Consider the following 22,398-nt stretch of genomic DNA (forward strand, 5'->3'; position numbering starts at 1 on the left):
GCTCTCTGGCTCAAGGCGCCGGACAGCGCCTTGACCAGTCTTGCTATAGTTGCTATACTAAAGCAAGTTTGTCCCTTAGTTTTATCTGCCTACGGAGATAGCAGCTGGCATGCACTTGGGCCTTCAGGTACCTGATTTCACCTGGCCCATTGAACAGGGTGCTCTCGGCGATACGTTTGCCTTGTGATTGCAGAACGAGCCGAGCGCGCCGGCCTCTCCAGTCTCTGGGTCATGGACCACTTCTTTCAGATTCCGGTGGTGGGGCCAGCCGAGCATGAGATGCTGGAGGGCTGGTCGGCTCTGGCTTTCGCCGCCGGTCGGACAAACTGCATCCGCCTGGGGACGCTGGTCACCGGCGTGACCTACCGCCATCCCGGTCTTCTGGTGAAGACAGCTACGACGCTGGATGTGCTTTCGCACGGGCGCAGCTACTTCGGGATCGGTGCCGCCTGGAATGAGGAAGAGCATCGCGGCCTGGGGGTGCCTTTCCCACCGCTGGCCGAGCGCTTCGAGCGCCTGGAGGAAACGCTGCAGATCGCACTCCAGATGTGGGCCGGCGACGAGCGTCCCTTTCAGGGCAAGCACTACCAGCTCGAACGCCCCTTGAATTCGCCGCGCCCAGTCCAGCAGCCTCACCCGCCAATCCTGATCGGCGGCGGCGGTGAGCGCAAGACACTGCGCCTGGTGGCTCGCTACGCCGATGCCTGCAATCTGTTCGCCTCTGGCGGCAGAGAGCAGCTACAGCATAAGCTGGAGGTGCTGCACGAGCACTGCGAGGCCATTGGCCGCCCTTATGAGCAGATCGAGAAGACGACGCTGAGCAGCCTGCGCCTGTCTCGCGATGGGCGCGCCGGCTCGCTGTCACCCGCCGCTGCCGTGGACTTCTTCGGCGGCTTGGCCGAGCTGGGCATCGATCAGGCAATCTTTAGCCTCCCCAATGTCCACGAGCTGGAGCCATTTGAGCTGCTGGCCACCGAGATTGTGCCCCAGGTAGAGAAAATTGCGGTGGCCGGTCGCTGACAGCGGAGCGGAGAGGCTCTTGCTCAGGCGGTGGCCTGGCTGGCCTGCGCAGACGGGCCCGCTATCCTGATGGTGATTGAGCACCTGGGTGGGCCACCACAGGCCAGAGGAGAGAGGTAGCGCTCTTATGAGCAAGCGCACTGTGCTGACTGAAGAGGAGCAGCGCTTTGTACTTGGGCAGCGGGTGGCGCGCCTGGCTACAGCAGATGTGGCGGGCCATCCCCACCTCGTGCCGGTCTGCTACGCCTTCGATGGACGATGCTTCTATACGCCGCTCGATGAGAAGCCGAAGCGGGTGGCCGTGACGGAGCTGCGTCGTGTGCGCAATATCGAGGCGCGGCACGAGGCAGCTCTCTTAATCGATCACTACGAGGATGACTGGTCACGCCTCGGGTACGTGCTGGTCGAGGGGGAGGCTCAGCTGTTGCCGCCGGGCGACGAGCGGCAGCAACAGGCTGTGGCTCTGTTGCGCACGCGCTATCCCCAGTATCAGCGCATGGCGCTAGAGCGGTTGCCGGTGATTATGCTGACGCCACGGGCGGTGACTTCCTGGGGGCCGGCGCTGGCTCCAGCCCGCAGCTCTCCCAGGCCAGAGCAACCCTGAGCTGAGAACGGGCAGCCCGCTCGCTCTCAGGAAGTCGGGCGGTCGGCATGAGCAACGGGCAGCGTGAAAAAGAAGGTGCTGCCCTGGCCGACCGCGCTCTCGGCAAAGATGCGTCCGCCGTGGGCCTCGACGATGTGGCGAGCAATGGCCAGACCCAGACCGCTACCGCCACCGCCCGCTCCCACATGATCGAACTTGGAGCGCGAGCGATCGACCTTGTAGAAGCGTTCGAAGATGCGCGGCAGGTCCTCGGGGCGAATGCCAACCCCCGTATCGCGCACAAAGAAGCGCTGGCTGCGCCCATCCGGCTCAGCCACGGTGCCAACAACGACTTCGCCGCCCGAGGGCGTGAACTTGATGGCGTTGTGAATGAGATTAACGAGCACACGCCCGATCTGCTTACTGTCAGCAGCCACCAACACCTGCCCATCGCGAATCTCGGTCCGCAGTCTGACCCGATGGCGCTGGGCTTGAGGCAGCAGACGAGCCATGCCCTCACGCACCAGCTGCTGGGCCTCGACCGGCTCGATGACCATCGGTAGCTGGCCCGATTCGATGCGCGATAGCTCCAGAAGCTCGGAGACGAGCGAGGTCAGATACTGGACCTCTTTCTCGATGCGCTCAACAAAGACCTGCGCCTGCTCAGGGTCCGTCTCAATGGTGTCCTCCAGAGTCTCGGCCAGCAGCCGCACAGAAGCAAGCGGGGTGCGGAGCTCGTGCGAGATGTTGGCGACGAAGTCGCGGCGGACGCGCTCCAGGCGCCGCAGCTCGGTAAGGTCCTCGATGGCCACGGCAAAATAGCGGTACTCAGGCAGCCGCTTCTGGCCCGCCGACGGCTTGTGATGTTCCAGGGGGGTGACAGAGACTTTCCAGCAGGGACCAGCGGGACCTTCGTTGAATTCAGCGCTCTGAGGCCGCTGACTGGCTATACTCTCGCGCACCAGCTGGATCATGGCGGCGCTGCTGATGAGTTGATCAAGACGGGCTTTGTGCAGCGGCTCCGTCGCACCAAAGAGGCTGCCGACATGGCGGTTGTAATAGCGGATGGTCAGCGCGCGATCGATGACGAGCACCGGCCAGGGTGCAGCCTCTAGCAGCTGCAGGAAGAAGTGACGATAGTTGATGCCTGTTGCCTTCTCGGCTGTTGTGCGCTCTGTCAAGGCTGTTTCCTCGCTTCGCAGCATCGCCAAACCAATCAACCACCAGGGATGACTGGGCTGCGGGCCTCCCTGGTCTCGCCCTTCGTCTGTCTGTCTGTCTGTCTGTCTGTCTGCTTGTCTGCCTCTACTCCAGGTCCCCTGGTGCCTCAGCCTGTCTTACGCGGAAGGCTGATCAGCTCCGTCCGCGCCCGTCCTGCTCTCACTCGCTGGGACCGGTCTGGTAGCCACATGCACGGCCACGATGCCGCCGTTCAGGCGATGAAAGTGCACCTCGCTCCAGCCCACCTCTTCCATAATGGCCTTGAGCGTCGGTGCGTCGGGGAAGTGGGTCAGCGAGCGCGGCAGATAGCGATACTCTTCGGCAGCTTTGCCAATGATAGCGCCGAAGAGGGGCGCGATACGATAAAAGTACAGGTGAAAGAGGGCGCCAAGCAGCTTGCCAGGTGGATGGCTGATCTCCAGGCAGACCATGCGCCCGCCAGGTCGCACGACGCGCAGCATCTCGCGCAGCGCCTGGCGCAGATCAGTGACGTTACGCATCATGAAGGCGGAGCAGCAGCCATCGACGCTGTTGTCCGGCAGATCGATATGCTCGGCATCGCCCACGCGCAGCTCGATGCGATCCTGTAATCCCAGGCGCGCCAGCTTGCGCCGCCCCAGGTCGAGCATTTCGGGCGTAATATCCATGCCGATCATGCGCGCCCCCGGCCCGGCCTGCCGGATCACGGCAATGGCCAGATCCGCCGTGCCCGCCCCCAGGTCTAGCCCGACCTCGCCCGGCCCCAACGCCAGACAGCGAGCAGCAAAGGCGCGCCAGCGGCGATCGAGGCCCAGGCTCATGAGGCGGTTGAGCAGATCGTAGACGCGGGCAATGCGCGCAAAGAGGCGCTGGACATAGGAGCGTTTCCCTCCAGCACGCCTGAAGGACTCTTCCAGAACTGTATCCCCCGTGACAGGTTTTTCCATGCCTTCCTCATCTCCTCCAATCCAGGGCAGCCGCAGCCACCCCGGCTTCCTTCGCTCCGACCTCGGCTCAAAGACCAAGCGGGCGCAGCAAAGCCGCAGCGGCTATTCCTATGGCCAACAGCAGGCCAAACTGCAAATGCAAAGCGGCGGTACGCTTGAAACCGACAATAAAGGCGGCGCGTTCGCGTGCACTGAGTACGGAGCGGACGTTGATAAAGGCCAGCGGGAAGCTGATCCAGACGATCAGCGTGTGCAGCGGCAGCAGGCCGGCCAACGCGAAGAGGCTCACGGCCAGGTAGCTGCCCACGACCAGCACGGCATGATAGCGGCGGGCAAAGGTCTGGCCCAGACGCACGGGCAGAGTCAGCTTGCGCACGGCCCGATCTTCCTCGTAATCGCGAATGTTGTTCATGTTGAGAATGGCTGTGACCAGAAAGCCCACCGGCACGCTGGCGGCAAAAGCCACCCACGACCAGCGCGGGATCTGTACATAGTAGGCGCCCCAGGTCATCAGAAAGCCCATCGCGATGTAGACCAGCGGATCACCCAGGCCACGCGCCGCCAGCTGGAACGGCCTGGCGCTGTAGAAATAGGCGATGACCATGCCAATGAGGCCAAAGAGCAAGATAGCCGGCCCACAGAGGACAACCAGCACCAGACCGAGCAGCGCGGCCAGCACAAAGCAGGCAATGGCGCCGCCCAAAACCTGGCCCGCCGTCATCTCGCCGCGAAAGATGACGGTACTGGCCCCGAGCGATTGTGGACTATCGAGGCCGTAGCGATAATCGAAATACTCGTTAAAGTAGTTCGTACCGATCTGGAGAAAGAGGCTCGCCAGCAGGGCCAGAGCGAAAGGCCCAGGGCGAAAGGTCCCCTCATAAGCAGCCACCGCCGTACCGACCAACAGCGGACTCACCGTCGCCGTCAGCGAAAAAGGGCGAGCATTCTTCACCCAGATCTTCCAGTCTTTCCAGGAGGCTGGCACGTCGTCTTTCCCCCCTTGCAGCGCGCTCTGCCTGGCCGCTTCCCTCCTCCCGCTTCCCCCTCCCTTCTTCTTTCCTGCCTGCTTGTCTTTCCGCTTCCTTCGGTTCCAGCCTGGTCAACGAAGCGAGAGAGGTGGGGGTGACCAGGTCAGCCGGGCCGACAGCAACTGGACCAGGGATGCACTGAGAGAAGAGAGCGAGGCAGAGACGGGCTGCTTTCTTCATCGCATCTTCGTCATACATAAGGATAGTGCGCCAGCAGGAAAACGTCAAACAGTTTTCAGCCGGGATGAAGCAGGAGAGTGTTGGGCCACCATTAAGGCGCCCGCCGAGGGCCGAGGGAGAAGAGCAGGTTAAAGCCGGGCAGGCAGCATTGTGGTCGCGGGGAAGCTGTCACCAGCATGACCCCGCGACCTATCAAACACTCAGGCGTGTCTCTTCGGCAGCAAGCTGGCGCTCGACCTCCTGGCGATAGGCCGCTTTCAGGTGCTGCAGCTGGTCGGGAGACCAGCCATGCTCGCGGGCCATCAGCGAGGCAACCGTCTCCAGAGCCTCCAGGCCACGCTGGCGATCCTCCAGGATAAGCGAGGTACGGCGGGCCAGCACATCGGCGGGCGTCATCGCCATCTCATAGCGGCAGGCATAGACAACCTCAGCCTGAATATAGGGCAGATCAGCCACCAGGCGCTGGGCGAGCGTCGGCTCGTTGGCAATCAGCTCTAACATCTTGCCTGTCTCGGTGCCATAGCTCTGCAACAGGTGAGCCGTAATATCGCCCGCCAGACCGGCGGCAGTCGCCCGTTGCACAAGCTCGGGTCGGGCCAGCGACCACTCCTCACCGCCGGCCAGGCGTAGCCGCAGCGTCGGATGGCGAGGCTGGCGTCCCTCGCGCTCGTCGAGGCGATCCACCGTATCCTGGGCCATACGACGATAAGTCGTCAGCTTCCCGCCCACAATCGTCACCAGACCAGTTTCGTTCTCCAGCACGGCATGCGTCCGCGAGAGGCGGGCCGTGTCGCTCCCGCTCTGCGCGCGCGGCTTGAAGAGCGGACGATAGCCGGCGTAGCTACTGATGATCTGCTCGCGCGTCACCCGCAGCGACAGGTAGCGGTTGAGATGCTTCAGCAGATAGGAGATATCCGCGGCATCAGGCAAAGGACGATCGAGATCGCCAGAGCCAGTGTCAGTCGTGCCCACAATGACGCGCGACTGCCAGGGGACAACGAAGAGAATGCGGCGATCCTCAGTCTCGGGGAGCACAATAGCGGCCTCGCCCACATGGAGATCGTCGCGCGAAAAGACCAGGTGGACGCCCTTGCTTGGCTCGATACCTACCTGCGGTTTCAGGCCACAGAGAGCCTCGACACGCTCGGCGAAAACGCCGGCGGCATTGACCACATGCCGGGCCTGGACCGCGATTTCAGCCCCCTCCACCACGTCGCGCACACACGCCCCGCAGACGCGCCCCTGCTCAAGCTGAAGGCCCACCACCTCACAGTAGTTGGCAATGACCGCGCCATAGCGGGCCGCAGTACGAATGAGGGTCATCGTCAGACGGGCATCATTGGTCTGAGCATCATAATACAAGAAACCGCCTTTGAGACTGGTACTCACCAGGTCAGGGGCATAGCGTAGCACCTCCTGGCGGCTCAGGCGTCGATGACGCTCGATACCGTAGCGACCCGCCATCAGGTCATAGAGCGTCAAGCCCACATCGAGCACGGCGCTCAAGCCCACCCCCCCAGGTGTAGTGAAAGGAATGCCTACCGGATGGCGGTCTCCACGATAGAGCGGCAAGACAAAGGCCAGCGGCTGCACCAGAAAAGGGGCATTGTGCAGCAGCAGGCCACGCTCAACCAGGCTTTCGTGCACCAGCGGGAAATCAAAGTTGGGCAGATAGCGTATTCCGCCATGAACCAGTTTGGTCGACTTACTGCTGGTGCCGCCGGCAAAGTCGGCCTTCTCGACCAACGCAACGCGGTAGCCACGCGCGGCTGCCTCCAGAGCGACACCGGCACCGGTCACTCCGCCCCCAATGACCAGGACGTCGAAACGCTCCTGCTGCAGTGCGTTGAGGTTTTGACGGCGTGTGGTTGCTGATAGCAATTGCATGGCTCCCATCTGTAGAGATCTGGCCAGCGCCGGCCTGGGGCCGAGCCACGTCCGCTGCTGGCGGCGCTTGCTCAGATGGCCACCACGCCATCTGAACAGGATCAGCCCCCAGCGCCCAGCCAGCGTACGCACATTGCCCCACCAGTCCGCCTGTCAGCGAACCAGTGGGGGCCGTCAAAGATGGATCGACCGACAAGACAACTGGCGACTCTACACCGCGCCGCCCCCGCCGTCACCTCTACCCCTATGAGGCAGGCCCCCGCGACTCACTCGCCCCCGAGAAGAGAGGCCTGCCAGCCCCGCCCAGCGGACGAGTGAGCCGCTCAGCTGTCCAAGCGGCAGCTGGCGGGCGGGGTCTTCAGGAGGTAGAGTAGACTGCTCATCATGATGCCATTGCAAGCCCACGGCAGCGAGATCCACTTCGAGGGCGAAGGCCGTGCTGCTCGCCTCTCTGGCCAGACGATGCCCGCTCAGCGGAGCGGCGTGGAGCGAGCGTACTTCCCGCCCCGACTGGCTCCAGCGACAGCGACGGGCACCCTTCAACGCTGAGTCGATCGATCCGATCTATCTCTTGGGTCAGGTATCCTGCCAGCAGGTGGCGCAAGCGAATCAGCGAGCAAGGAGGAAGAGATGGGCCGAACAAGCGTGTCTCTCGCTCGACCAACCCACCTCAGTACGTTTCTGCCGATGAGCTGCAGGCGCTGAGTATGGGCAGCCATTGATCAAGGCGCGTCACGGCCACCGCGCGGACCCCGCTGGCCAGCACGGCGCGCAACTGATTGGCCCCATAGAGCAGGCCCGACGCCATATACGGCAGATCAAGGGTTGGTCTGAGCGCAGGCATAATGTAAGGCACCACATGCGCCGGCGTGAAGTCCAGCATATCTACCACGTCACGGTCCACCGACTCCAGAGCCATCTCCAGCCCGGTCGAATCGACCGCGAAGATACGCTGGATCGCCTCCAGTCCCAGCTCATGAGCCAGCACCATCACTCTGGGGTGACTGGAAATGACGCCCCGGATGTGAAAGTGGGTCGCAAGGTGGCGCAGGCCCGCGTAATCGGCGTTGACGCCATCGATGTGATCCATATTCACATAGAGGGCATAGCCGTTGCGATGGGCGCGCTCAACCAGTGCCTTGAATTCAAACAGGTTGCAGTGTCTGAGCAGAATAGCCCGCACCGCCGGCGTCTCCAGCGCCTGCACAAAGCGCGGGCGGGTTTCCACAACGGGCACCAGCACGCTGGAGGCCGGTAGGTTGAGCAGTGATACACCGGACTGCATACGCATCACCCATCTCGCACGTGCCTGGGACAAACGCCTGAAAAACAATAAAGTCCTGAGCCTGCCACACTCGTGGCAGCGCCAGGACTTCTCAAGTCTCTGTCCGGACAATATTCGTAATGATCAATCACACCGGGGAGAAGGACCCTCCTCCCCGCTGCGCTGTACCTGCTGGTTAGGACAGCCTTTACACAAGTAATCATACCTGTCCCAGGTACTTTCTGTCAAGTGGCAGCCGTACCCTGGTAGGCGCCACGATTTCTTTGCTACAATGAGAGCGGAATGACCAGAGAGGAGTTTCTCAGGCTGGCCCGCGTCCATCCTGTGGCCGCGGCCATCAAGGCAGAGGAGGACTGGACTCCGGCCCTGGAGAGCCGGGCCTGCCTGCTCTTTGCCCGGCACGGAGATGCCTTCGCACTGGAGCCGCTGGTTGAGCAGGCCCATGCTCGGGGGAAGGGCGTTGTTGCGCATCTCGACCTGCTGGCCGGCATTGGCAAGGACCGCGCCGGTCTTGCCTATTTGCGCCAAATCGGCCTTGATGCAGTGATTACCAGTCGCCCCTCCCTGGTAGGCCTCGCCAGAGCCGAGGGCCTGCTAACCATCCAGCCCCTGCTGTTGACCGAAGAGCTGGCCCTGACCAGCAGTATCCGTCAGATTGCGCAGGCTCAGCCCGACCTGATTGAAGTCCTCCCAGGGATCATCTTCCCCGACTTCGCCCGCACGGTCTGCGCCCTCCTCCCTGGTCCCTTTATCGCCGGCGGCTTCATCCGCACCCCCCAGGAGGTAGCCCGCCTGCTGGCGACCGGCTGTGTGTTGATCAGCAGCAGCGCTCGCCAGCTCTGGCAAGCGGCAGCCTAGGCCAGGGTCTCGCTGGAGACGCCAGTAGTGTTCTCCTCGCCCTGCTGGCTCTCAGTCTCTTCGGCCTCGTCGAAGTTGCGCTGGACCAGCTCCGCGATGGAACGCACCGCCTCCTCGGCGTCCTCTCCTTCCGCGCGTAAATGAATGGTGCTTCCACAGCGCGCTCCCAGTCGGAGCACGCCTACGATGCTCTTGGCATTGACCGTCTGCGTTCCATACTGGAGCAGGATCTGCGACTGGAAGAGGGCCGCAGTTTGCACCAGCAGGCGGGCCGGACGGGCATGCAGACCCACTTTGTTGGTGATGACAAGATTGCGTTCTACAACGGGCATGATCGTTTCTTTCTCCCTTCCTCTCACCTCTGCCCAGTGAGTACTTTGCTCAGCGCGGCTCTCTCGGAGCAACGTGGCTGTGCTTCTCGTCTTGGTGTGGAACTTTTCGCCAGCAGGCAGGCCAGCCTTCAGGTCCTGTTCCCGGTGGGCTTATCGTCGGGAGTCGCCTCTTCGGTTGCCTGGCCTTCCGCCGAAGGCAACTTTGGCAGGGTGGTGGCCGCCATCGCCGCTTCGGCTACTGCCTGCAACGGGCTGCCGATTGAGGCCTCTACGGCGGCCACTACTGCCCCTTCAACCAGGGGGGCGCTGCTAATCATCACCGGGCAGTCACGATCTTGCTTGAAGAGTTCCAGCGCCATCTCGGCGGCAAGGCCAGCACTGCCGAGATCGAGCAAGACCAGGACTCCCTCGGGACTGGCCGCCTGCCGCAGGGCCTGGAGAATTTTGTCGACCGAGGTACCAAGTCCTCCTTCGAGAGTCCCTCCCGCCGGCGCAATCACGACCTTGCCCTGCGCCATCTGGCCCGCCAGCTCCACGACGCCCTCAGCCAGACGCGCACTATGCGAGACAATCACTAAGCCAACCGTCATTGGAATATTCTCCTCGCCATGAGCAACAGAGGAGGGCCAGCTCTGGTCTGGGCTGCCTGCCGCGGTTTCGATGCGCCGTCAGCTCAGCCGGTCCGCCTGCCTGATCTGCCCGGCCACGGCGACTTGACCCTGCTCTACTCTCCCCCCAAGGCTGATAGAGACCTTTCCTCGCTTACATAAGGCAAGCGAGGCTCTCTCGGGTGGTTTTAGGATCGTTGCCTGTGCCACCTGTCCTGCGTCAGCCTGCCCCCACCCTCAGTGGGTCCCTCAAGCCAGGCAGAGGGGCCGCTGACTGGAGGCAGGCAGACAGACAGACAGACAGGTAGATAGATAGGCAGACTGGCTGAGAGCGATGCACAGGCCGGCGTAGAGGCACCGGCTCAACCAGCAACTTCGGCGAGCGTCTTCAGCAGCAGCCAGCTGGAGGTCGCGCCCGGGTCCTGGTGTCCGATGCTGCGCTCGCCCAAATAGCTAGCCCGGCCCTTGGTGGCCAGCATGGGGGCCGTCGCTTTCATGCCCTCTTCGGCGGCCTCAGCGGCGCGGCGCAGTAGCACGGCCAGGCCCTCATGCTGCTCCTGGGCCTTGCGGGCCGCTGCCAGAGCTGGCTCCAGGGCATCGACCATTGTCTTCTCCCCCGTATGAGCCTTGCCGCGGGCTTTGATCCCATCCAGAGCCGCCTGCAGCATCTCGATGACGTCGGCCTCATCCAGTTCATGCTTACCAGCGGTCACCATCCCGGCTCGCAGAAAGGCCGTTCCGTAGAGCGGGCCACTGGCGCCTCCCACCGTCGAAACCAGGGTTGTCCCGACGGTCTTCAGGATGGAACCGATATCCATGCCGCTCAGTGAGGGCAGCTTGTCGAGAACGGCGCGGAAACCGCGATCCATGTTGACGCCATGATCAGCATCGCCGATCGGAGCGTCAAGCTGGGTGAGATAATCACGCTGCTCGTGAAAAACCTGGGCCGCCTGCGTTATCCAGCGTAAGACATCCTCTGTTGTGATTGGCATAGCCTGCTCTCCTCCGTAGTGTTGGGGTGCGGGTGCGGGTCGCTCTGACAGCGCGAGCGTCATCGTCATCAGATCGGATAATAGCGAGTGTGACGGGAGTTGCGTGCTGGCTGCTCTGCTCTTCATTGATGGGAAGCGAGACCCAGACCGCTGGCACCAGCGACCGGACGAGGCGAAGAGCAAGGCAAGGGGTGGGCGCTAGCAAGTAGACCCTTGCCCTGCTCCTGCCCGCCCGGTTGGCTCCGTCAAGCCAGGCTGGACATGAGAGGCCAGCCAGCGAACGAGCGCAGCTCGACCGTCAGTCCGCGTCAGTCCGGTCCGGCTCAGATCCCCCAGCGCAGAGCTGGAGTCAGCACGGGGGCATCCCAGTAGCGCAGCATCTCGTCATCGACGCGCAGCAGCGTAATGGAGCAGCCGGCCATCTCTAGTGAGGTGATATAGCTGCCTACCAGGGAACGGGCGATTGTGATGTTGCGCCCTTTGAGGATACGCGCCAGTTCGCGCGCGACGACGTAGAGTTCGATTAAAGGCGTGCCCCCCATGCCATTGACAAAGGCCAGGACGCGCTCGCCGGCCTTCAGGCCGAGGTCCTCGATGATGGGATTGGCCAGCATCTCGACGATGTCGGCTGCTGGGGCCAGTTTGACGCGCCGGCGCCCGGGCTCACCGTGGATGCCAATGCCGATCTCCATCTCGTCCTCGCCCAGCTCAAAGGTGGGCGATCCTTTGGCGGGAACAGTGCAGGAGGTCAGAGCCATGCCCATGCTGCGCCCCTGCTCGTTGACGCGCCTGGCCAGGGCCGCTACCTGCTCCAACGAGGCACCGCTCTCGGCGAGACCCCCGACGATCTTCTCCAGGAGGACGGTGACCCCGACGCCGCGCCGACCGGCGGTGTAGAGGCTGTCCTCAACGGCTACGTCATCATTGGTGATGACGCTGGCGACTTCGATGCCTTCGGCCTGGGCTAGCTCCGCCGCCATTTCAAAGTTGAGGACGTCACCAGTGTAGTTCTTGATGATCTGGAAGACGCCAGCCCCGCCATTAACAGCCCGCATGGCTGCGAGAATCTGGTCGGGAACCGGTGACGTGAAGATGGCACCAGGACAGGCTGCGTCAAGCATGCCCCTCCCCACAAATCCCCCATGCATTGGCTCATGACCACTGCCCCCTCCCGAGACAACGCCTACTTTGCCGCGTACCGGTGCGTCTGCCCGCACAACGATCTGATTCTCTAGATCGACGCGGATCAGCTCGGGATGCATGGCAGCCATGCCTTCTAGCGCTTCTTTGACAACCGTCTCTGGACTGTTGATGAGCTTCTTCATGCTGCCTCCTTTTCCCAGAAGTCGAGGGCCACTCCGTTGCCCTCCTCTGACCTCGACAGCGGCTCCGCTACTCTCCTTTACCTCACGTCGCCCACTGCCCCCCGCTCCACTTGAGAGCCGCCCGCCGGCCTGCCATCGCCTACGGAGACCTTCCTCCGCCGCCAATGGCCTTCTTCAGCATATCTGCTCGCTCTGGCAGGCGCCCACGCCCGCCTGCCCCCCACTCGCTACAGATAAGAGCCTCTGGCTTTGCCTGTCTACCAGAGTAGACGTGCAAGATTCATGCCAGCTTTCCCCGGCGCGTGGGAAGAGGCTTCTGACAGGTCACCATACTCCTATCCCGCGCTCTGCCATCGCTTAAGAGGCGTTGCATCTTTGCAACGGCTCACCGGCTCAGTTTCATAGTTGAAACAGTAGTTGTTTCACTATGGCAACGCCTCGCCCGGACCGGGGGCCGGGAACGAGGAGGCACTGCTGGGAGTGGGACGCAGACCGTAGCGCACCATCTTGCGCCACAGGGTCGTTCGGCTAATGCCGAGCAGGCGCGCTGCCTCGCCCGGGTGCCCATGACAGTGCTCCAGTGCCTGCAGAATGGCGCTGGCCTCGGTCGAGCGACTGCGTTCTTTGAGTGGTTGCCGCCCTGGTATAACAGGCGCGGGGTGCCAGTCATATTCATCTGGCTGATCCTGGTCTCTCTGCTGGACAAGAGATGAGGCCTCGGGCGCGACTGGGGTCGAGGAGGCGCGCGCCAGCTCAGTCTCGCCAGCCTGGCGGATCTCCGGGGGCAGGTCCTGCACTGTAATAGTATCGGAGCGCGCCAGGTAGGTGAGGCGCTCCAGGAGGTTTTCCAGCTCGCGCACGTTGCCCGGCCAGCTATAGCGCTCCATCAGGGTCAGAGCCTCTGGTGTGATGCCAAAGGAGCGGCCCAGGGTCCGGCTCTGTCGCTGCAGAAAGTGCTCAACCAGCAGGGGCAGGTCCTCCAGGCGCTCACGGAGGGATGGGATATGAATAGAGAGGACATTGAGGCGATAATAGAGATCGGAGCGGAAGGTCCCGCGCCGCACCTCTTCACGCAGATCCTTATGGGTAGCGGCGATGATGCGCACGTCGACGGGTATGACGCGCTGTCCTCCAATGCGGACAATGGTGCGCGTCTCAATAGCCCGCAGCAGGGTGGTCTGCAGGTCCAGGGGCATGTCGCCGATCTCATCGAGGAAGAGGGTGCCGCCGTGGGCCTGTTCGAACTTGCCCGAGCGCCCCTGGCGGTCAGCGCCGGTGAAGGAGCCGCCCTCGTAGCCAAAGAGTTCGGTGTTGATCAGCTCGCGCGGAATGGCCGCGCAGTTGATGGCCACGAAAGGACCGTCGGCCCGCGGACTGTTGTTATGGATGCTCTGGGCGAAGATCTCTTTGCCAACGCCGGTCTCGCCATGCAAGAGCACGGTGGAGTTGCTATGCGAGGCCAGGCGTGCCAGGCGCAGAGCTTCTTGCAACGGGGCGCTGCGCCCGACAACGTTGGCAAAGGTCAGACGTGCCCGCGCGCCGGTCATTCTGTTGACGAGCTTCTGCACGCGCTCGATGCTGCGCAGGATGAGCACGAAGCCATCGGAGATCAGTGGGCCACCTGACGTACTGCCTACTGTCAGGCGCCCCAGGACTGGCTCGGGCTCGCCCGCAGTGAGGGCGATGGGCTTGAGTGAGCAGAGGCAGGTGACGCGGCCCCGCGTTGTTTCAAAGACGATCTCTTCCTCGTTCAAGGGCTGCTGGCAGGCGAGCGCTTGCTGGAGTAGAGGGGGCAGCGGCAGCACGTCGCGCAGGCGCCGCCCCATCACACGCGCCGGCACCAGTCCAAGCAGGGTGCCGGCAGGCCCGTTCATCTGGGAGATGACGCCATCGCGCCGCAGCAGGAGAATGCCTTCCGGCAAACTCTGAAGAATAATTTTCAGCTCGGCAAGCAGCTCGTTGGTGTTGCCGAGCCAAACCTGCATCTGAAGCTGACCGCTGATGACCTGGGCCGCGGCGGCCACCATCCCGAGGGTATGGGGATGGCTGCGCTCACAGGGACCAGCCACCGCCAGCACACCGACCGCTTGCCCAAGGGGATCATGCACCGGTGCGGCAGCGGTGTAGAGCGCATGCAGGGCGGCGCGGTAGTGCATGGCTCCCTCTAGCTGCATGGGAAATGACTCTTGGAGGGCCAGAGCCAGAGCATTCGCCCCTTGTTGCTCTTCATCCCACTGTGTTCCCACGCGCATCCCCAACGGCTCCAGCCGGGCGCGCGCTTCAGGATCACCGATCAGCTCGATGATGCGCGCTTCGGCGTTGGCAAAGATGACCAGCGAGTCTGATCCTTCGATGAATTGATAGAGGTCCTCCATCGCTGGACGAATGAGGGCCAGCAGGCGGCGTGAGAGCGGCTGCGTGGCCGCAGGGCCGGGGTCAGGCGCTGGCGGCTGGCCATAGGGATCAAGGCCCAGCGCCATGCACCGCCGCCAGGACTGCGCCAGAGCCGGCGGTAGGAGATCCTCGCGTAGACGACCCTGCAGCACGAATTGCTCCCAGATCGCGCGGTAATCTTGGACGCTGCTGAGCATGTTCCCTCCCTCCCTCTCCGGGCCGTTGTTGCGGCTGCGGTACCGCTCGTCTCCAGCAGCCAGGGATCGGGCTCAGGCGGCGGTCAAGGAGCGAGCGATAGCTGGGGCAGTCCGCAGCTTTACCTGGCCTGGATAGTACAGTATAGCACAGCGCTGGCCCCACCAGGGTTCTTCCCTGGCAGAGCCAGCGCCTTACTCCTTCCTTCATTGGCTCACAGCCACAGCTCAGCCAATCAGCCATTCTGCTACCTGGCCGGCCCCCGTGGCCTGGTCGTCAGGCTCAGTAGCCGCTATATTCGCCTTTGGCTGTCACTTTGCCCCAGAAGAGCCGGTAGGTAAAGACAAAGTAGACCACGGCGAGGAGAATGCCGATGATCCACCAGACCAGGCCGACCGTCAGCCCGTAAGGGCTGCCGGAAGCGTTATCAATGGTCAGGCTATGGGCCGGATCAACGGCGGGCAGCACGTCAGGATAGAGACCGAAGGCCGAGCTGGCCAGCATCCCGGCAATGAAAGCGCAGGACGAGAAGAAGGCCGCCAGATCGCGATTGCGGAAGGCAAAATGGCCTACGCCCAGCAGGCCCACGAAGGCGATCAGGGGGAAGATGGCCCCCCAGGGCCGGGCGTTGAAGCTGGCGTAGATCTGCGGCTGTACCGCGAAGGTGGCGATCGTGCTCACGATGGTCAGGAGAATCGTCACCGGCCAGCTGATGCGCAGGATGCGCCGCGCGCGCGTGTTGAGGGTGCCGTCGGTCTTGCGGGCGATATAGGCGGCCCCATGCATGGTCAGCGTACTGGCCGCCATCAGGCCGATCAGGATCGTGTACCAGTCCAGAATACCAGGCGTCTTGCTGAAGGGGTCGAAATCGGTCCACAGCGGCTCAAAGAAGACGCCATGTGCATCCAGGGGCACGCCGCGGATCACATTCGCCAGGGCCGCGCCGTAGAAGATGGTCAGCAAGGTGCTGCCGATAAAGAACATGCCGTCCCAGAAAGAGGCCCAGACAGGGCTGGGGACACGCGAGCGCAGCTCAATGGAGACGCCTCGCCACATCAGCAGCCAGAGTACAATGCAGAGCGGCAGATAGAAGCCGCTGAAGCTAGAGGCATAGAGCACCGGGAAGGTGAAGAAGAGGGTACCGCCAGCGGCGATAATCCAGACCTCGTTGCCATCCCAGACCGGACCAATGGCGCGCAGAATCAGGCGCCGTTCCTGGTCGCTGCGGGCGGCAACCAGGTGAATGATGCCGGCGCCCAGGTCGAAGCCGTCCAGCAGGACGTACATTGTCAACATAAAGGCGACAAGAATGAACCAGAGTGTTGCCATCAGCCTTGACCTCCCTTGCTCAGCTCAACCTTCTGCCACCGTACCGGTGGCCAGGCCGGATAGACCTCCCTCTTCTGCACCCTCGGCTTCTTCTCCCTCGCCGCTCTCAGGCCCCTTGAGGGCCTCTGTGACCGAGAGGACAACATAGAGCAGACCGAGCAACAGGTACATACCGGCAAAACCGATCAGGGTGAAGAGGACGTTGCCCGCTGAAAGGTTGGCCGAGGAGCCTTGCGCTGTGGGTAAGAGGCCGTAGATGATCCACGGCTGGCGGCCCAGCTCGGTGGTAAACCATCCGGCAGTATTGGCAATCACCGGGAACGGCATCGCCAGCATTAAGATCCACAGCATCCAGCGCGTCGTGAAGAGACGCCGTTTCCAGAGCCAGAGCAGGCAGGCGACCCCCATGATCGGGATAAAGAAGGTGCCCAGGCCAACCATGATGTGATAGCTGTAGTAGAGTAGCTCGATCGAATCGGGCCGCTGATTCGCGGGAAACGCATCCAGCCCCTTGACCACCGCCTCCCAACGGCGATAGGTCAGAAAGCTGAGCACCTTGGGCACAATCAGCGGATTGTCAAGCTGGCCGCTCGCTGTATTGGGCTGGCCGAGAATGACAATGCCAGCCCCCTGCTCAGTATGAAAGAGACCTTCGAAGGCCGCCAGCTTGGCCGGTTGATATTTGGCTACCTGCTGGCCCTCCAGGTCGCCACTGGGGTAGAGCTGGATAACGCTGGCGATCAGGCCAACGATGACGCCCAGGGTCACAAAGATGCGCCCGTAGTCAACGTGGCTCTTGGACAGGAGATAGTAGGCCCCGAGGCCGGCCATGATGAAGGCCCCCGTGATCACCGCTCCGCTCATGGTGTGCAGATACTGGGGAAAGATCCACGGATTGAACAAGACTTCCCAGTAGTTGGAGATGTGCAGGCGGTTGCCGACGATGGTATAGCCTACGGGGTGCTGCATCCAGGCATTGGAGGCCACAATGAAGGCGCCAGAGGCCCAGGTGCCTAACCAGACCATGACGGCGGCAAACCAGTGCACTTTCTGCCCAAAGACCTTCTCGCCGAAGAGAAAGACGCCGAGAAAGGCCGACTCCAGGAAGAAGGCAAAGGCTCCTTCCATCGCCAGGGTCTGGGCGATGATGTCTCCAGCGTAGGCCGAAAAGCGTGCCCAGTTGGTGCCAAACTGGAACTCCATCGGGATGCCGGTGACAACGCCCAGCACAAAGCTGGTGGCGAAGATCTTGGCCCAAAAGCGAGCGCTGATATTGTAGCGCTCATCCTTCTTGATCAGGTAGAACGTCTTTAAGAGCACAATCAAGAAGGCTAACCCCATTGTAATCTGGGGAAAGATATAGTGATAGCCTACAGTAAAGGCGAATTGTACTCGTGATAAGATGGTCGACAGGTCCATATGCAGGCCAAACCTCCCACGGACTGACCGAAACGCCCGCTGCCGCTGGGTCCTGACTGGCTCACTCCCAGGATGAGAGCGCCTGACTCAGGTCAGGCCACAGGCAGCAAGGCGTTTTGCACTTCCCACAAACGTCGATAGAGGCCGCCGCGCTCCAGCAGCTGCTCGTGTTTGCCTCGCTCGGCAATACGCCCTCCATCCAGGACGAGAATTTCATCCATGCGCTCCATATGCAGGAGGCGATGGGTCACGAGCAGCGTCGTGCGGCCTTGCATCAATGTATCCAGCGCTTCAAACAGCGCCTGCTCGGTAAGATGGTCCAGATTCGCGGTGACCTCATCGAGCAAGAGGAGCGGCGCATCTTTTAACAGGGCGCGAGCAATGGCCAGGCGCTGGCGTTCGCCGCCCGACAGCTTGAGACCCTGCTCGCCGACCCAGGTGTCGAGGCTGGCGGGCAACTGGCGCACGAAATCGTCAAGCTGGGCCAGTGCCAGGACGTGCCAGAGCTGCTCTTCTGTAGCGGAGGGCGCTGCCAGACGGAGATTGCCGCGAATGGTGTCGTTGAAAAGGTAGGTCTCCTGCGTCACGACGCCCATCAAGCGGCGCAGGTCAGCCAGCGCAAAGCTGCGAATGTCCTGGCCCGCGAGCAGGATGCGCCCTTCCTGCGGGTCCCAGAAGCGCAAGGCCAGGCGGAGCAGACTGCTTTTGCCGGCACCGCTCGGGCCGACGATTGCCACGCGCGCCCCTGCTGGGACACGGAAGGAAATGTCCGCCAGGGTGAGCTGACGCCCTTCCTCTTCGTAGCGGAAGGTGACGTTCTCAAAAGCCAGTTCCAGCGATCGGCTGCCCGGTACAGGCAGCGGCTGTGCAGGATCGCAGACGGCGGGCGGGGTGTCGATGATCCGAAAGAGGCGCTCGCCGGCGGCCAACGAGTGGCCGAGCTGCCCGAAGGCCTGGGCCAGGGGCGTGATGGCTTCAAAAGCCGCCAGCACCAGCATGGCCAGAAAGCCCAGGTAGACGCTATTGATCTGCCCGGTCGCCGCCAGAGGAATGGCCAGCAGCAAGAGAGACCAGACCGCCAGGCCCGTTAGCAGCTCCTGCAGGCCTTCTTGCAGGCCACCAGCCACGGCCAGCCGCCGCTGAAGCTGGTCGAGCCGCTGCTCCCAGACAGCCAGCTGCTCGCGCCGGCGCTCTGCCTGGCCATAGGCCAGGAGGTCGCTCATCCCCTGCAGGCTCTCCACAAGGTGCACGTTTACCCGGCCACGGAGCGCCAACTGCTCACGTCCCAGGCCGCGCGTCAGGCGGAGGGCCAGCAGTGGCAACCCCAGGCCGGCGATGAGCAGGAAGAAGAGGGCCGCCAGGGCCAGGACTGTATTGAACATCGCCAGGAGCCAGCAAGTAATGAGCGTGACCAGGGCCGCCACCAGCACCGGCGCCACCACGCGCAGGTAGAGATTCTGGAGTTCGTCAACGTCGGAGACCAGGCGCGCCAGCAAGTCGCCGCTGCGCAGCTGCCAGAGACGCGCCGGCGCCAGCGGGGCCAGTCGGTGATAGACAGCCACCCGGATATGCGCCAGCAGGCGAAAGGTGACATTATGCGAGAGCAAGCGCTCGCCATAGCGAGCGGCAGCCCGCACCAGGCCCATCAAGCGCACGATCGTAATCGGAATGCTCAGCAGGACGATCATGGTCACAATGGCCGCCCCGGCGATGAGGTAGGAGGCCATGCTCAACAAGAGCATATTGGCCACGACCATGACGCCTCCCAGGAGGACCGTCACGACGATCTGGGGCGTAAAGGGACGGAGAAAGGCCAGCAGGCGCCAGGCCGTTCTCACTGCTGATCGTTTGCTGGTCATAGGGCCTCGGCCTCCTTCTCGGGCATGGCTCCGGCCTCCTGCAGCCGGGCCGTCATCAATTGCGCATAGGCGCTCGTGGGCTGCTGCAGCAGGAGCGCAGGCTGGCCAGACTCGACCAGGCGCCCACCGTCGAGGACAAGCACCTGATCGGCGGCGGCAACTGTGTTGATGCGATGGGCAATGACCAGAACCGTGCAGCGGCGGCGCAGGCGAGCCAGCGCCGCACTCAACAGAGCCTCACTCTCGGGATCAAGGCTAGAGCTTGGCTCGTCCAGGATCAGCAGCGGTGCCTGCTTTAAGAAGGCCCGCGCCAGGGCGAGACGCTGAAGCTGACCGGCGCTCAGCCGCAGACCTTGCTCGCCCACCTCGGTGTCATAGCCCGCCGGCAGCTCACGGATGAAGTCCGCCGCGCCCGCCAGTTCGGCAGCGTGCTCTACCTCCGCGTCGCTGGCCCCAGGCCGCGCCAGACGAATGTTGTCGCGCACACTCCCACTAAAGAGATAGGGACGCTGCGGCACCAGCGCTACGTACTCCCGCCAGAGATCCGCCGGCAGGCGATCCAGTGATAAGCCATTGACCAGGATGACCCCACTTTCGATCTCCATGAAGCGCAGCAGCAGATTGACCAGCGTGCTCTTGCCCGCTCCACTGCGCCCAACCAGCGCCGTACAGGAACCTGCAGGCAGGGTAAAGCTCACCTGTTGCAAGGCTGGGCGCTCGCTCTCGGGATAGCGACAGGTCACGTGCTCACAACTGATCGTCAAGGGAGCAGCAGGCAGCGACGGCGCAATGGCTGCGCACGATTCGCTGACCGACGGCACAGTGGCCAAAATCTCTAGCATGCGCCTGGCCGCCACCCGCCCCTCCATGCCGGCATGATATTGCGTGCCCAACTCACGCAGCGGGCGGTAGAATTCAGGAATGAGTAATAAGACAAGAAAAGCTTGTTCAAAGGGTATCTCACGGTTGATGAGACGCACACCCAGAAAGACAGCAATCAGACCAATAGCCAGCATGGTCATGAATTCGAGGACCGCCCCCGAGAGGAAGGCATAACGCAGCACCTTGAGAGTGCGACGGCGATATTCATCGCTCAGGCGAGCCACGTGCGCTTCCTGGGCGCCGCTACGCCCAAAGAGATGGAGCGTCACCAGGCCCTGAATGGTATCGAGAAAGTGCGCGCTCAGCCGCGCCAGGGTCGTCCACTGACGCTGGATATGCTTCTGGGAATAGCTGCCCACCGCAATCATCAGGATGGGGATGACAGGACCAGTGATCAGCAAGAGGATGGCACTGAGATGGTCCAGTGGCCAGATAATGGCCAGCAAGAGGAGCGGAATAACTACGCTCCAGATGGCCTGCGGCAGGTAGCGAGCCACATAGGTCTCCAGGCGCTCGCAGCCCTCATTGAGGAGAGCGACCAGCTCACCGCTGCGTTCGCCGCGCACAAAGAGCGGGCCTAGACGCAGCAGATGCGCAAAGAGACGGCGCCTCATCTCGCCTTTGACCCGACTGCCGGCCCGGCGCGCGCTGAATTCGCGCAGCCAGACCAGAGCAGCCCGCAAGCCGATGATCACGAGCAGCGCAATGAGGGCTGACCCGACCTGCTGCAGATCAGCATGGCCAAGAAAGACACGCGCGATAACCCAGCTGAGCAAGGCCATCTGCCCCACAGTGGCCAGGAGCGCCAGCAGGCCCGCCAGGACACTCAGCGCTAACGGCCAGCGCGCCGCAGTACAGTAGCGCAATATCTGCTTCTCCATCGCACTCCTCTTGGCAAAATCAGCTATCCGATCTCTCAGGTCTCTCAGATGTGCTCTCAACACCCTATACTCTAGCGCAATCCCAGGCCCCTGCAATCGGGGGAGAACCTGAACTTTTTTGCGGAGAATACCGTATCTGCTCTGTCCTGAGAAATAGTAGAACACCTGAGAGGCGAAGTTGCAACGCTGCCAGGCAATCGAGAAAAGGCTCAGGCTCTTTTGTGAGCAGATCGTAAGGCAATCTCACCCGAGACGAGCGAGCATGAGAACAGGCGAGAACCTCGGGCTGCAATCAAAACACTCACTTCAGCAGTGTTAAAAAAGTGACAAAACATCTGTGAAGTTGTTCCTGGTAGCAGCATCCATCTCCTGGCACAATTGCTGGTGCAGGGTTCTGAAGAGCGAGCAACCCTGACCGAGCCGAAATCAGAGGAATAGCCACGAAGGAGAGACATCCACATGATTGACTGGTACCATCTCGTGCTCTTCTTGCATATTCTGGGGGCCCTGGGCCTCTTCATGGGGGTAGCGGTGCAGCTGATCAGTATGCAGGGAGCACGCCGGGCGCAGAGCGTAGAGGCTGTCCGTCTCTGGAGCAGCGTACTTCGACCCCTGGGGAGATTCATGCTGCTGACCTCCTTGCTCATCTTGTTCGCTGGCCTGGCCATGTTGCTGGAGGCCTGGGGCTGGAGCCAGGCCTGGCTCGATATCTCGCTGGTTCTCTTTCTCCTCACCGGCCTGGTGGCCTCACGGGTCAATAGCGCTCATGGGCGCCGCCTCGGCTCCCAGTTGGCACGCGCCGGAGCGGGACCGGTTAGCCCAGAGCTACGCCAGCTCCTGACGCATCCCCTGCCCTGGACCACGACAATTACAACCTCGACCCTGGCCGTCGGCATCGTGTTCTTAATGGTCATGAAGCCAGACTGGATCGGCTCGCTCCTGACAGTCGCCGTTGCTGCCCTCATCAGCGCAGCCATGTCGGGTCTGGTGATTCGCCAGGGTGGAACCGGCCCGGCTATGACTCCCCAGGACCAGGAGTCGCTTTCAGCTTCACAGACCGCCAACCGGCGGTGAGCTGAGGATCTGCCTGTCAACACAGCATGCGCGGCGAGCCATGAGCCTGGCCAGGAGGCCGCTGGCGCGCAGGCACCAGCGAACCTGGACAGTACTGGCCAGGCTCTCTCGCCCCCAAGA

At 62.6% G+C, this 22,398-nt stretch carries 19 protein-coding genes; 5 read left to right on the forward strand and 14 right to left on the reverse strand.

The features are described 5' to 3' along the window. The first annotated feature begins 183 nt into the window (after positions 1-183). Together BGC09_RS10935 and BGC09_RS10940 are read left to right on the forward strand one after the other, a co-directional pair. The gene (locus BGC09_RS10935) at positions 184-1,020 is read left to right on the forward strand and encodes an LLM class F420-dependent oxidoreductase (RefSeq protein ID WP_218104018.1); all 837 of its coding nucleotides are present in this window, start codon (positions 184-186) and stop codon (positions 1,018-1,020) included. Between the two features lie 127 nt (positions 1,021-1,147). Continuing rightward, positions 1,148-1,624, forward strand: coding sequence for a TIGR03668 family PPOX class F420-dependent oxidoreductase (locus BGC09_RS10940; RefSeq protein WP_069804042.1), 477 nt, complete (start codon positions 1,148-1,150; stop codon positions 1,622-1,624). 26 nt (positions 1,625-1,650) lie between these two features. On the opposite strand, the gene BGC09_RS10945 is transcribed toward BGC09_RS10940, so the two are convergent. The 4 genes from BGC09_RS10945 to BGC09_RS23415 all read right to left on the reverse strand — a co-directional run bounded on the left by BGC09_RS10945 (position 1,651) and on the right by BGC09_RS23415 (position 6,845). Then, positions 1,651-2,784: a sensor histidine kinase gene (locus BGC09_RS10945; protein WP_176728901.1), complete on the reverse strand. Its 1,134-nt coding sequence runs from the start codon at positions 2,782-2,784 to the stop codon at positions 1,651-1,653. 156 nt (positions 2,785-2,940) lie between these two features. Next, a complete protein-coding gene (locus tag BGC09_RS10950; protein WP_084658416.1) occupies positions 2,941-3,750 on the reverse strand; it encodes a class I SAM-dependent methyltransferase in 810 nt (269 codons plus the stop codon). Positions 3,751-3,817: 67 nt separating this feature from the next. Beyond that, on the reverse strand, positions 3,818-4,735 hold the full coding sequence (menA, locus tag BGC09_RS10955) for a 1,4-dihydroxy-2-naphthoate octaprenyltransferase (RefSeq protein WP_069804044.1): 918 nt from the start codon (positions 4,733-4,735) through the stop codon (positions 3,818-3,820). Positions 4,736-5,150: 415 nt separating this feature from the next. Further along, positions 5,151-6,845: a glycerol-3-phosphate dehydrogenase/oxidase gene (locus BGC09_RS23415; RefSeq protein WP_275935509.1), complete on the reverse strand. Its 1,695-nt coding sequence runs from the start codon at positions 6,843-6,845 to the stop codon at positions 5,151-5,153. A gap of 384 nt (positions 6,846-7,229) precedes the next feature. Between BGC09_RS23415 and BGC09_RS22865 the strand changes: the two genes are divergently transcribed. Next, positions 7,230-7,394 (forward strand): hypothetical protein, encoded by a 165-nt coding sequence (locus tag BGC09_RS22865; protein ID WP_176728902.1) that lies wholly within the window; start codon positions 7,230-7,232, stop codon positions 7,392-7,394. Positions 7,395-7,515: 121 nt separating this feature from the next. Here the strand turns inward: BGC09_RS22865 and BGC09_RS10965 are convergent, their stop codons facing one another. Beyond that, positions 7,516-8,130, reverse strand: coding sequence for a glycerol-3-phosphate responsive antiterminator (locus tag BGC09_RS10965; protein ID WP_069804046.1), 615 nt, complete (start codon positions 8,128-8,130; stop codon positions 7,516-7,518). A gap of 282 nt (positions 8,131-8,412) precedes the next feature. Between BGC09_RS10965 and BGC09_RS10970 the strand changes: the two genes are divergently transcribed. After that, on the forward strand, positions 8,413-8,988 hold the full coding sequence (locus BGC09_RS10970; protein ID WP_069804047.1) for a glycerol-3-phosphate responsive antiterminator: 576 nt from the start codon (positions 8,413-8,415) through the stop codon (positions 8,986-8,988). On the opposite strand, the gene BGC09_RS10975 is transcribed toward BGC09_RS10970, so the two are convergent. The 9 genes from BGC09_RS10975 to cydD all read right to left on the reverse strand — a co-directional run bounded on the left by BGC09_RS10975 (position 8,985) and on the right by cydD (position 21,204). Further along, on the reverse strand, positions 8,985-9,320 hold the full coding sequence (locus tag BGC09_RS10975; protein ID WP_069804048.1) for an HPr family phosphocarrier protein: 336 nt from the start codon (positions 9,318-9,320) through the stop codon (positions 8,985-8,987). The genes BGC09_RS10970 and BGC09_RS10975 overlap by 4 nt on opposite strands. A 128-nt stretch (positions 9,321-9,448) precedes the next feature. After that, complete coding sequence (gene dhaM, locus BGC09_RS10980; protein WP_069804049.1) at positions 9,449-9,910, reverse strand: dihydroxyacetone kinase phosphoryl donor subunit DhaM; 462 nt, start codon at positions 9,908-9,910, stop codon at positions 9,449-9,451. A 380-nt stretch (positions 9,911-10,290) separates the two neighbouring features. Further along, positions 10,291-10,920 carry a dihydroxyacetone kinase subunit DhaL gene (gene dhaL, locus BGC09_RS10985; RefSeq protein WP_069804050.1) on the reverse strand — a complete coding sequence of 210 codons (630 nt, stop codon included), beginning with the start codon at positions 10,918-10,920 and terminating at the stop codon, positions 10,291-10,293. A gap of 323 nt (positions 10,921-11,243) precedes the next feature. Further along, a complete protein-coding gene (gene dhaK / locus BGC09_RS10990) occupies positions 11,244-12,245 on the reverse strand; it encodes a dihydroxyacetone kinase subunit DhaK (protein ID WP_069804051.1) in 1,002 nt (333 codons plus the stop codon). A gap of 425 nt (positions 12,246-12,670) precedes the next feature. Then, complete coding sequence (locus BGC09_RS10995; RefSeq protein WP_069804052.1) at positions 12,671-14,836, reverse strand: sigma-54-dependent Fis family transcriptional regulator; 2,166 nt, start codon at positions 14,834-14,836, stop codon at positions 12,671-12,673. A gap of 280 nt (positions 14,837-15,116) precedes the next feature. Then, positions 15,117-16,163, reverse strand: a complete 1,047-nt coding sequence (gene cydB, locus BGC09_RS11000; RefSeq protein ID WP_069804053.1) for a cytochrome d ubiquinol oxidase subunit II — start codon at positions 16,161-16,163, stop codon at positions 15,117-15,119. A 24-nt stretch (positions 16,164-16,187) separates the two neighbouring features. Further along, positions 16,188-17,582 carry a cytochrome ubiquinol oxidase subunit I gene (locus BGC09_RS11005; RefSeq protein ID WP_069804054.1) on the reverse strand — a complete coding sequence of 465 codons (1,395 nt, stop codon included), beginning with the start codon at positions 17,580-17,582 and terminating at the stop codon, positions 16,188-16,190. Positions 17,583-17,674: 92 nt separating this feature from the next. Continuing rightward, complete coding sequence (cydC, locus tag BGC09_RS11010; protein ID WP_218104019.1) at positions 17,675-19,441, reverse strand: thiol reductant ABC exporter subunit CydC; 1,767 nt, start codon at positions 19,439-19,441, stop codon at positions 17,675-17,677. Then, the gene (gene cydD / locus BGC09_RS11015) at positions 19,438-21,204 is read right to left on the reverse strand and encodes a thiol reductant ABC exporter subunit CydD (protein WP_069804055.1); all 1,767 of its coding nucleotides are present in this window, start codon (positions 21,202-21,204) and stop codon (positions 19,438-19,440) included. The genes cydC and cydD overlap by 4 nt, the downstream gene beginning before the upstream one ends. 459 nt (positions 21,205-21,663) lie before the next feature. On the opposite strand from cydD, the gene BGC09_RS11020 reads away from it, so the two are divergent. Continuing rightward, the gene (locus BGC09_RS11020) at positions 21,664-22,278 is read left to right on the forward strand and encodes a DUF2269 family protein (protein ID WP_069804056.1); all 615 of its coding nucleotides are present in this window, start codon (positions 21,664-21,666) and stop codon (positions 22,276-22,278) included. The last annotated feature ends 120 nt before the right edge of the window (positions 22,279-22,398 follow it).

The organism is Thermogemmatispora onikobensis (genome assembly GCF_001748285.1).
Classification (GTDB): Bacteria; Chloroflexota; Ktedonobacteria; order Ktedonobacterales; family Ktedonobacteraceae; genus Thermogemmatispora; species Thermogemmatispora onikobensis.

Coding starts and splice junctions, on each gene's coding strand:
- BGC09_RS10940 (WP_069804042.1), top strand. CDS start 1,148: ATGAGCAAGCGCACTGTGCTGACTGAAGAGGAGCAGCGCTTTGTACTT.
- BGC09_RS10950 (WP_084658416.1), bottom strand. CDS start 3,750: ATGGAAAAACCTGTCACGGGGGATACAGTTCTGGAAGAGTCCTTCAGG.
- BGC09_RS23415 (WP_275935509.1), bottom strand. CDS start 6,845: ATGCAATTGCTATCAGCAACCACACGCCGTCAAAACCTCAACGCACTG.
- BGC09_RS22865 (WP_176728902.1), top strand. CDS start 7,230: ATGATGCCATTGCAAGCCCACGGCAGCGAGATCCACTTCGAGGGCGAA.
- BGC09_RS10965 (WP_069804046.1), bottom strand. CDS start 8,130: ATGCAGTCCGGTGTATCACTGCTCAACCTACCGGCCTCCAGCGTGCTG.
- BGC09_RS10970 (WP_069804047.1), top strand. CDS start 8,413: ATGACCAGAGAGGAGTTTCTCAGGCTGGCCCGCGTCCATCCTGTGGCC.
- BGC09_RS10975 (WP_069804048.1), bottom strand. CDS start 9,320: ATGCCCGTTGTAGAACGCAATCTTGTCATCACCAACAAAGTGGGTCTG.
- dhaM (WP_069804049.1), bottom strand. CDS start 9,910: ATGACGGTTGGCTTAGTGATTGTCTCGCATAGTGCGCGTCTGGCTGAG.
- dhaL (WP_069804050.1), bottom strand. CDS start 10,920: ATGCCAATCACAACAGAGGATGTCTTACGCTGGATAACGCAGGCGGCC.
- dhaK (WP_069804051.1), bottom strand. CDS start 12,245: ATGAAGAAGCTCATCAACAGTCCAGAGACGGTTGTCAAAGAAGCGCTA.
- BGC09_RS10995 (WP_069804052.1), bottom strand. CDS start 14,836: ATGCTCAGCAGCGTCCAAGATTACCGCGCGATCTGGGAGCAATTCGTG.
- cydB (WP_069804053.1), bottom strand. CDS start 16,163: ATGGCAACACTCTGGTTCATTCTTGTCGCCTTTATGTTGACAATGTAC.
- BGC09_RS11005 (WP_069804054.1), bottom strand. CDS start 17,582: ATGGACCTGTCGACCATCTTATCACGAGTACAATTCGCCTTTACTGTA.
- cydC (WP_218104019.1), bottom strand. CDS start 19,441: ATGACCAGCAAACGATCAGCAGTGAGAACGGCCTGGCGCCTGCTGGCC.
- cydD (WP_069804055.1), bottom strand. CDS start 21,204: ATGGAGAAGCAGATATTGCGCTACTGTACTGCGGCGCGCTGGCCGTTA.
- BGC09_RS11020 (WP_069804056.1), top strand. CDS start 21,664: ATGATTGACTGGTACCATCTCGTGCTCTTCTTGCATATTCTGGGGGCC.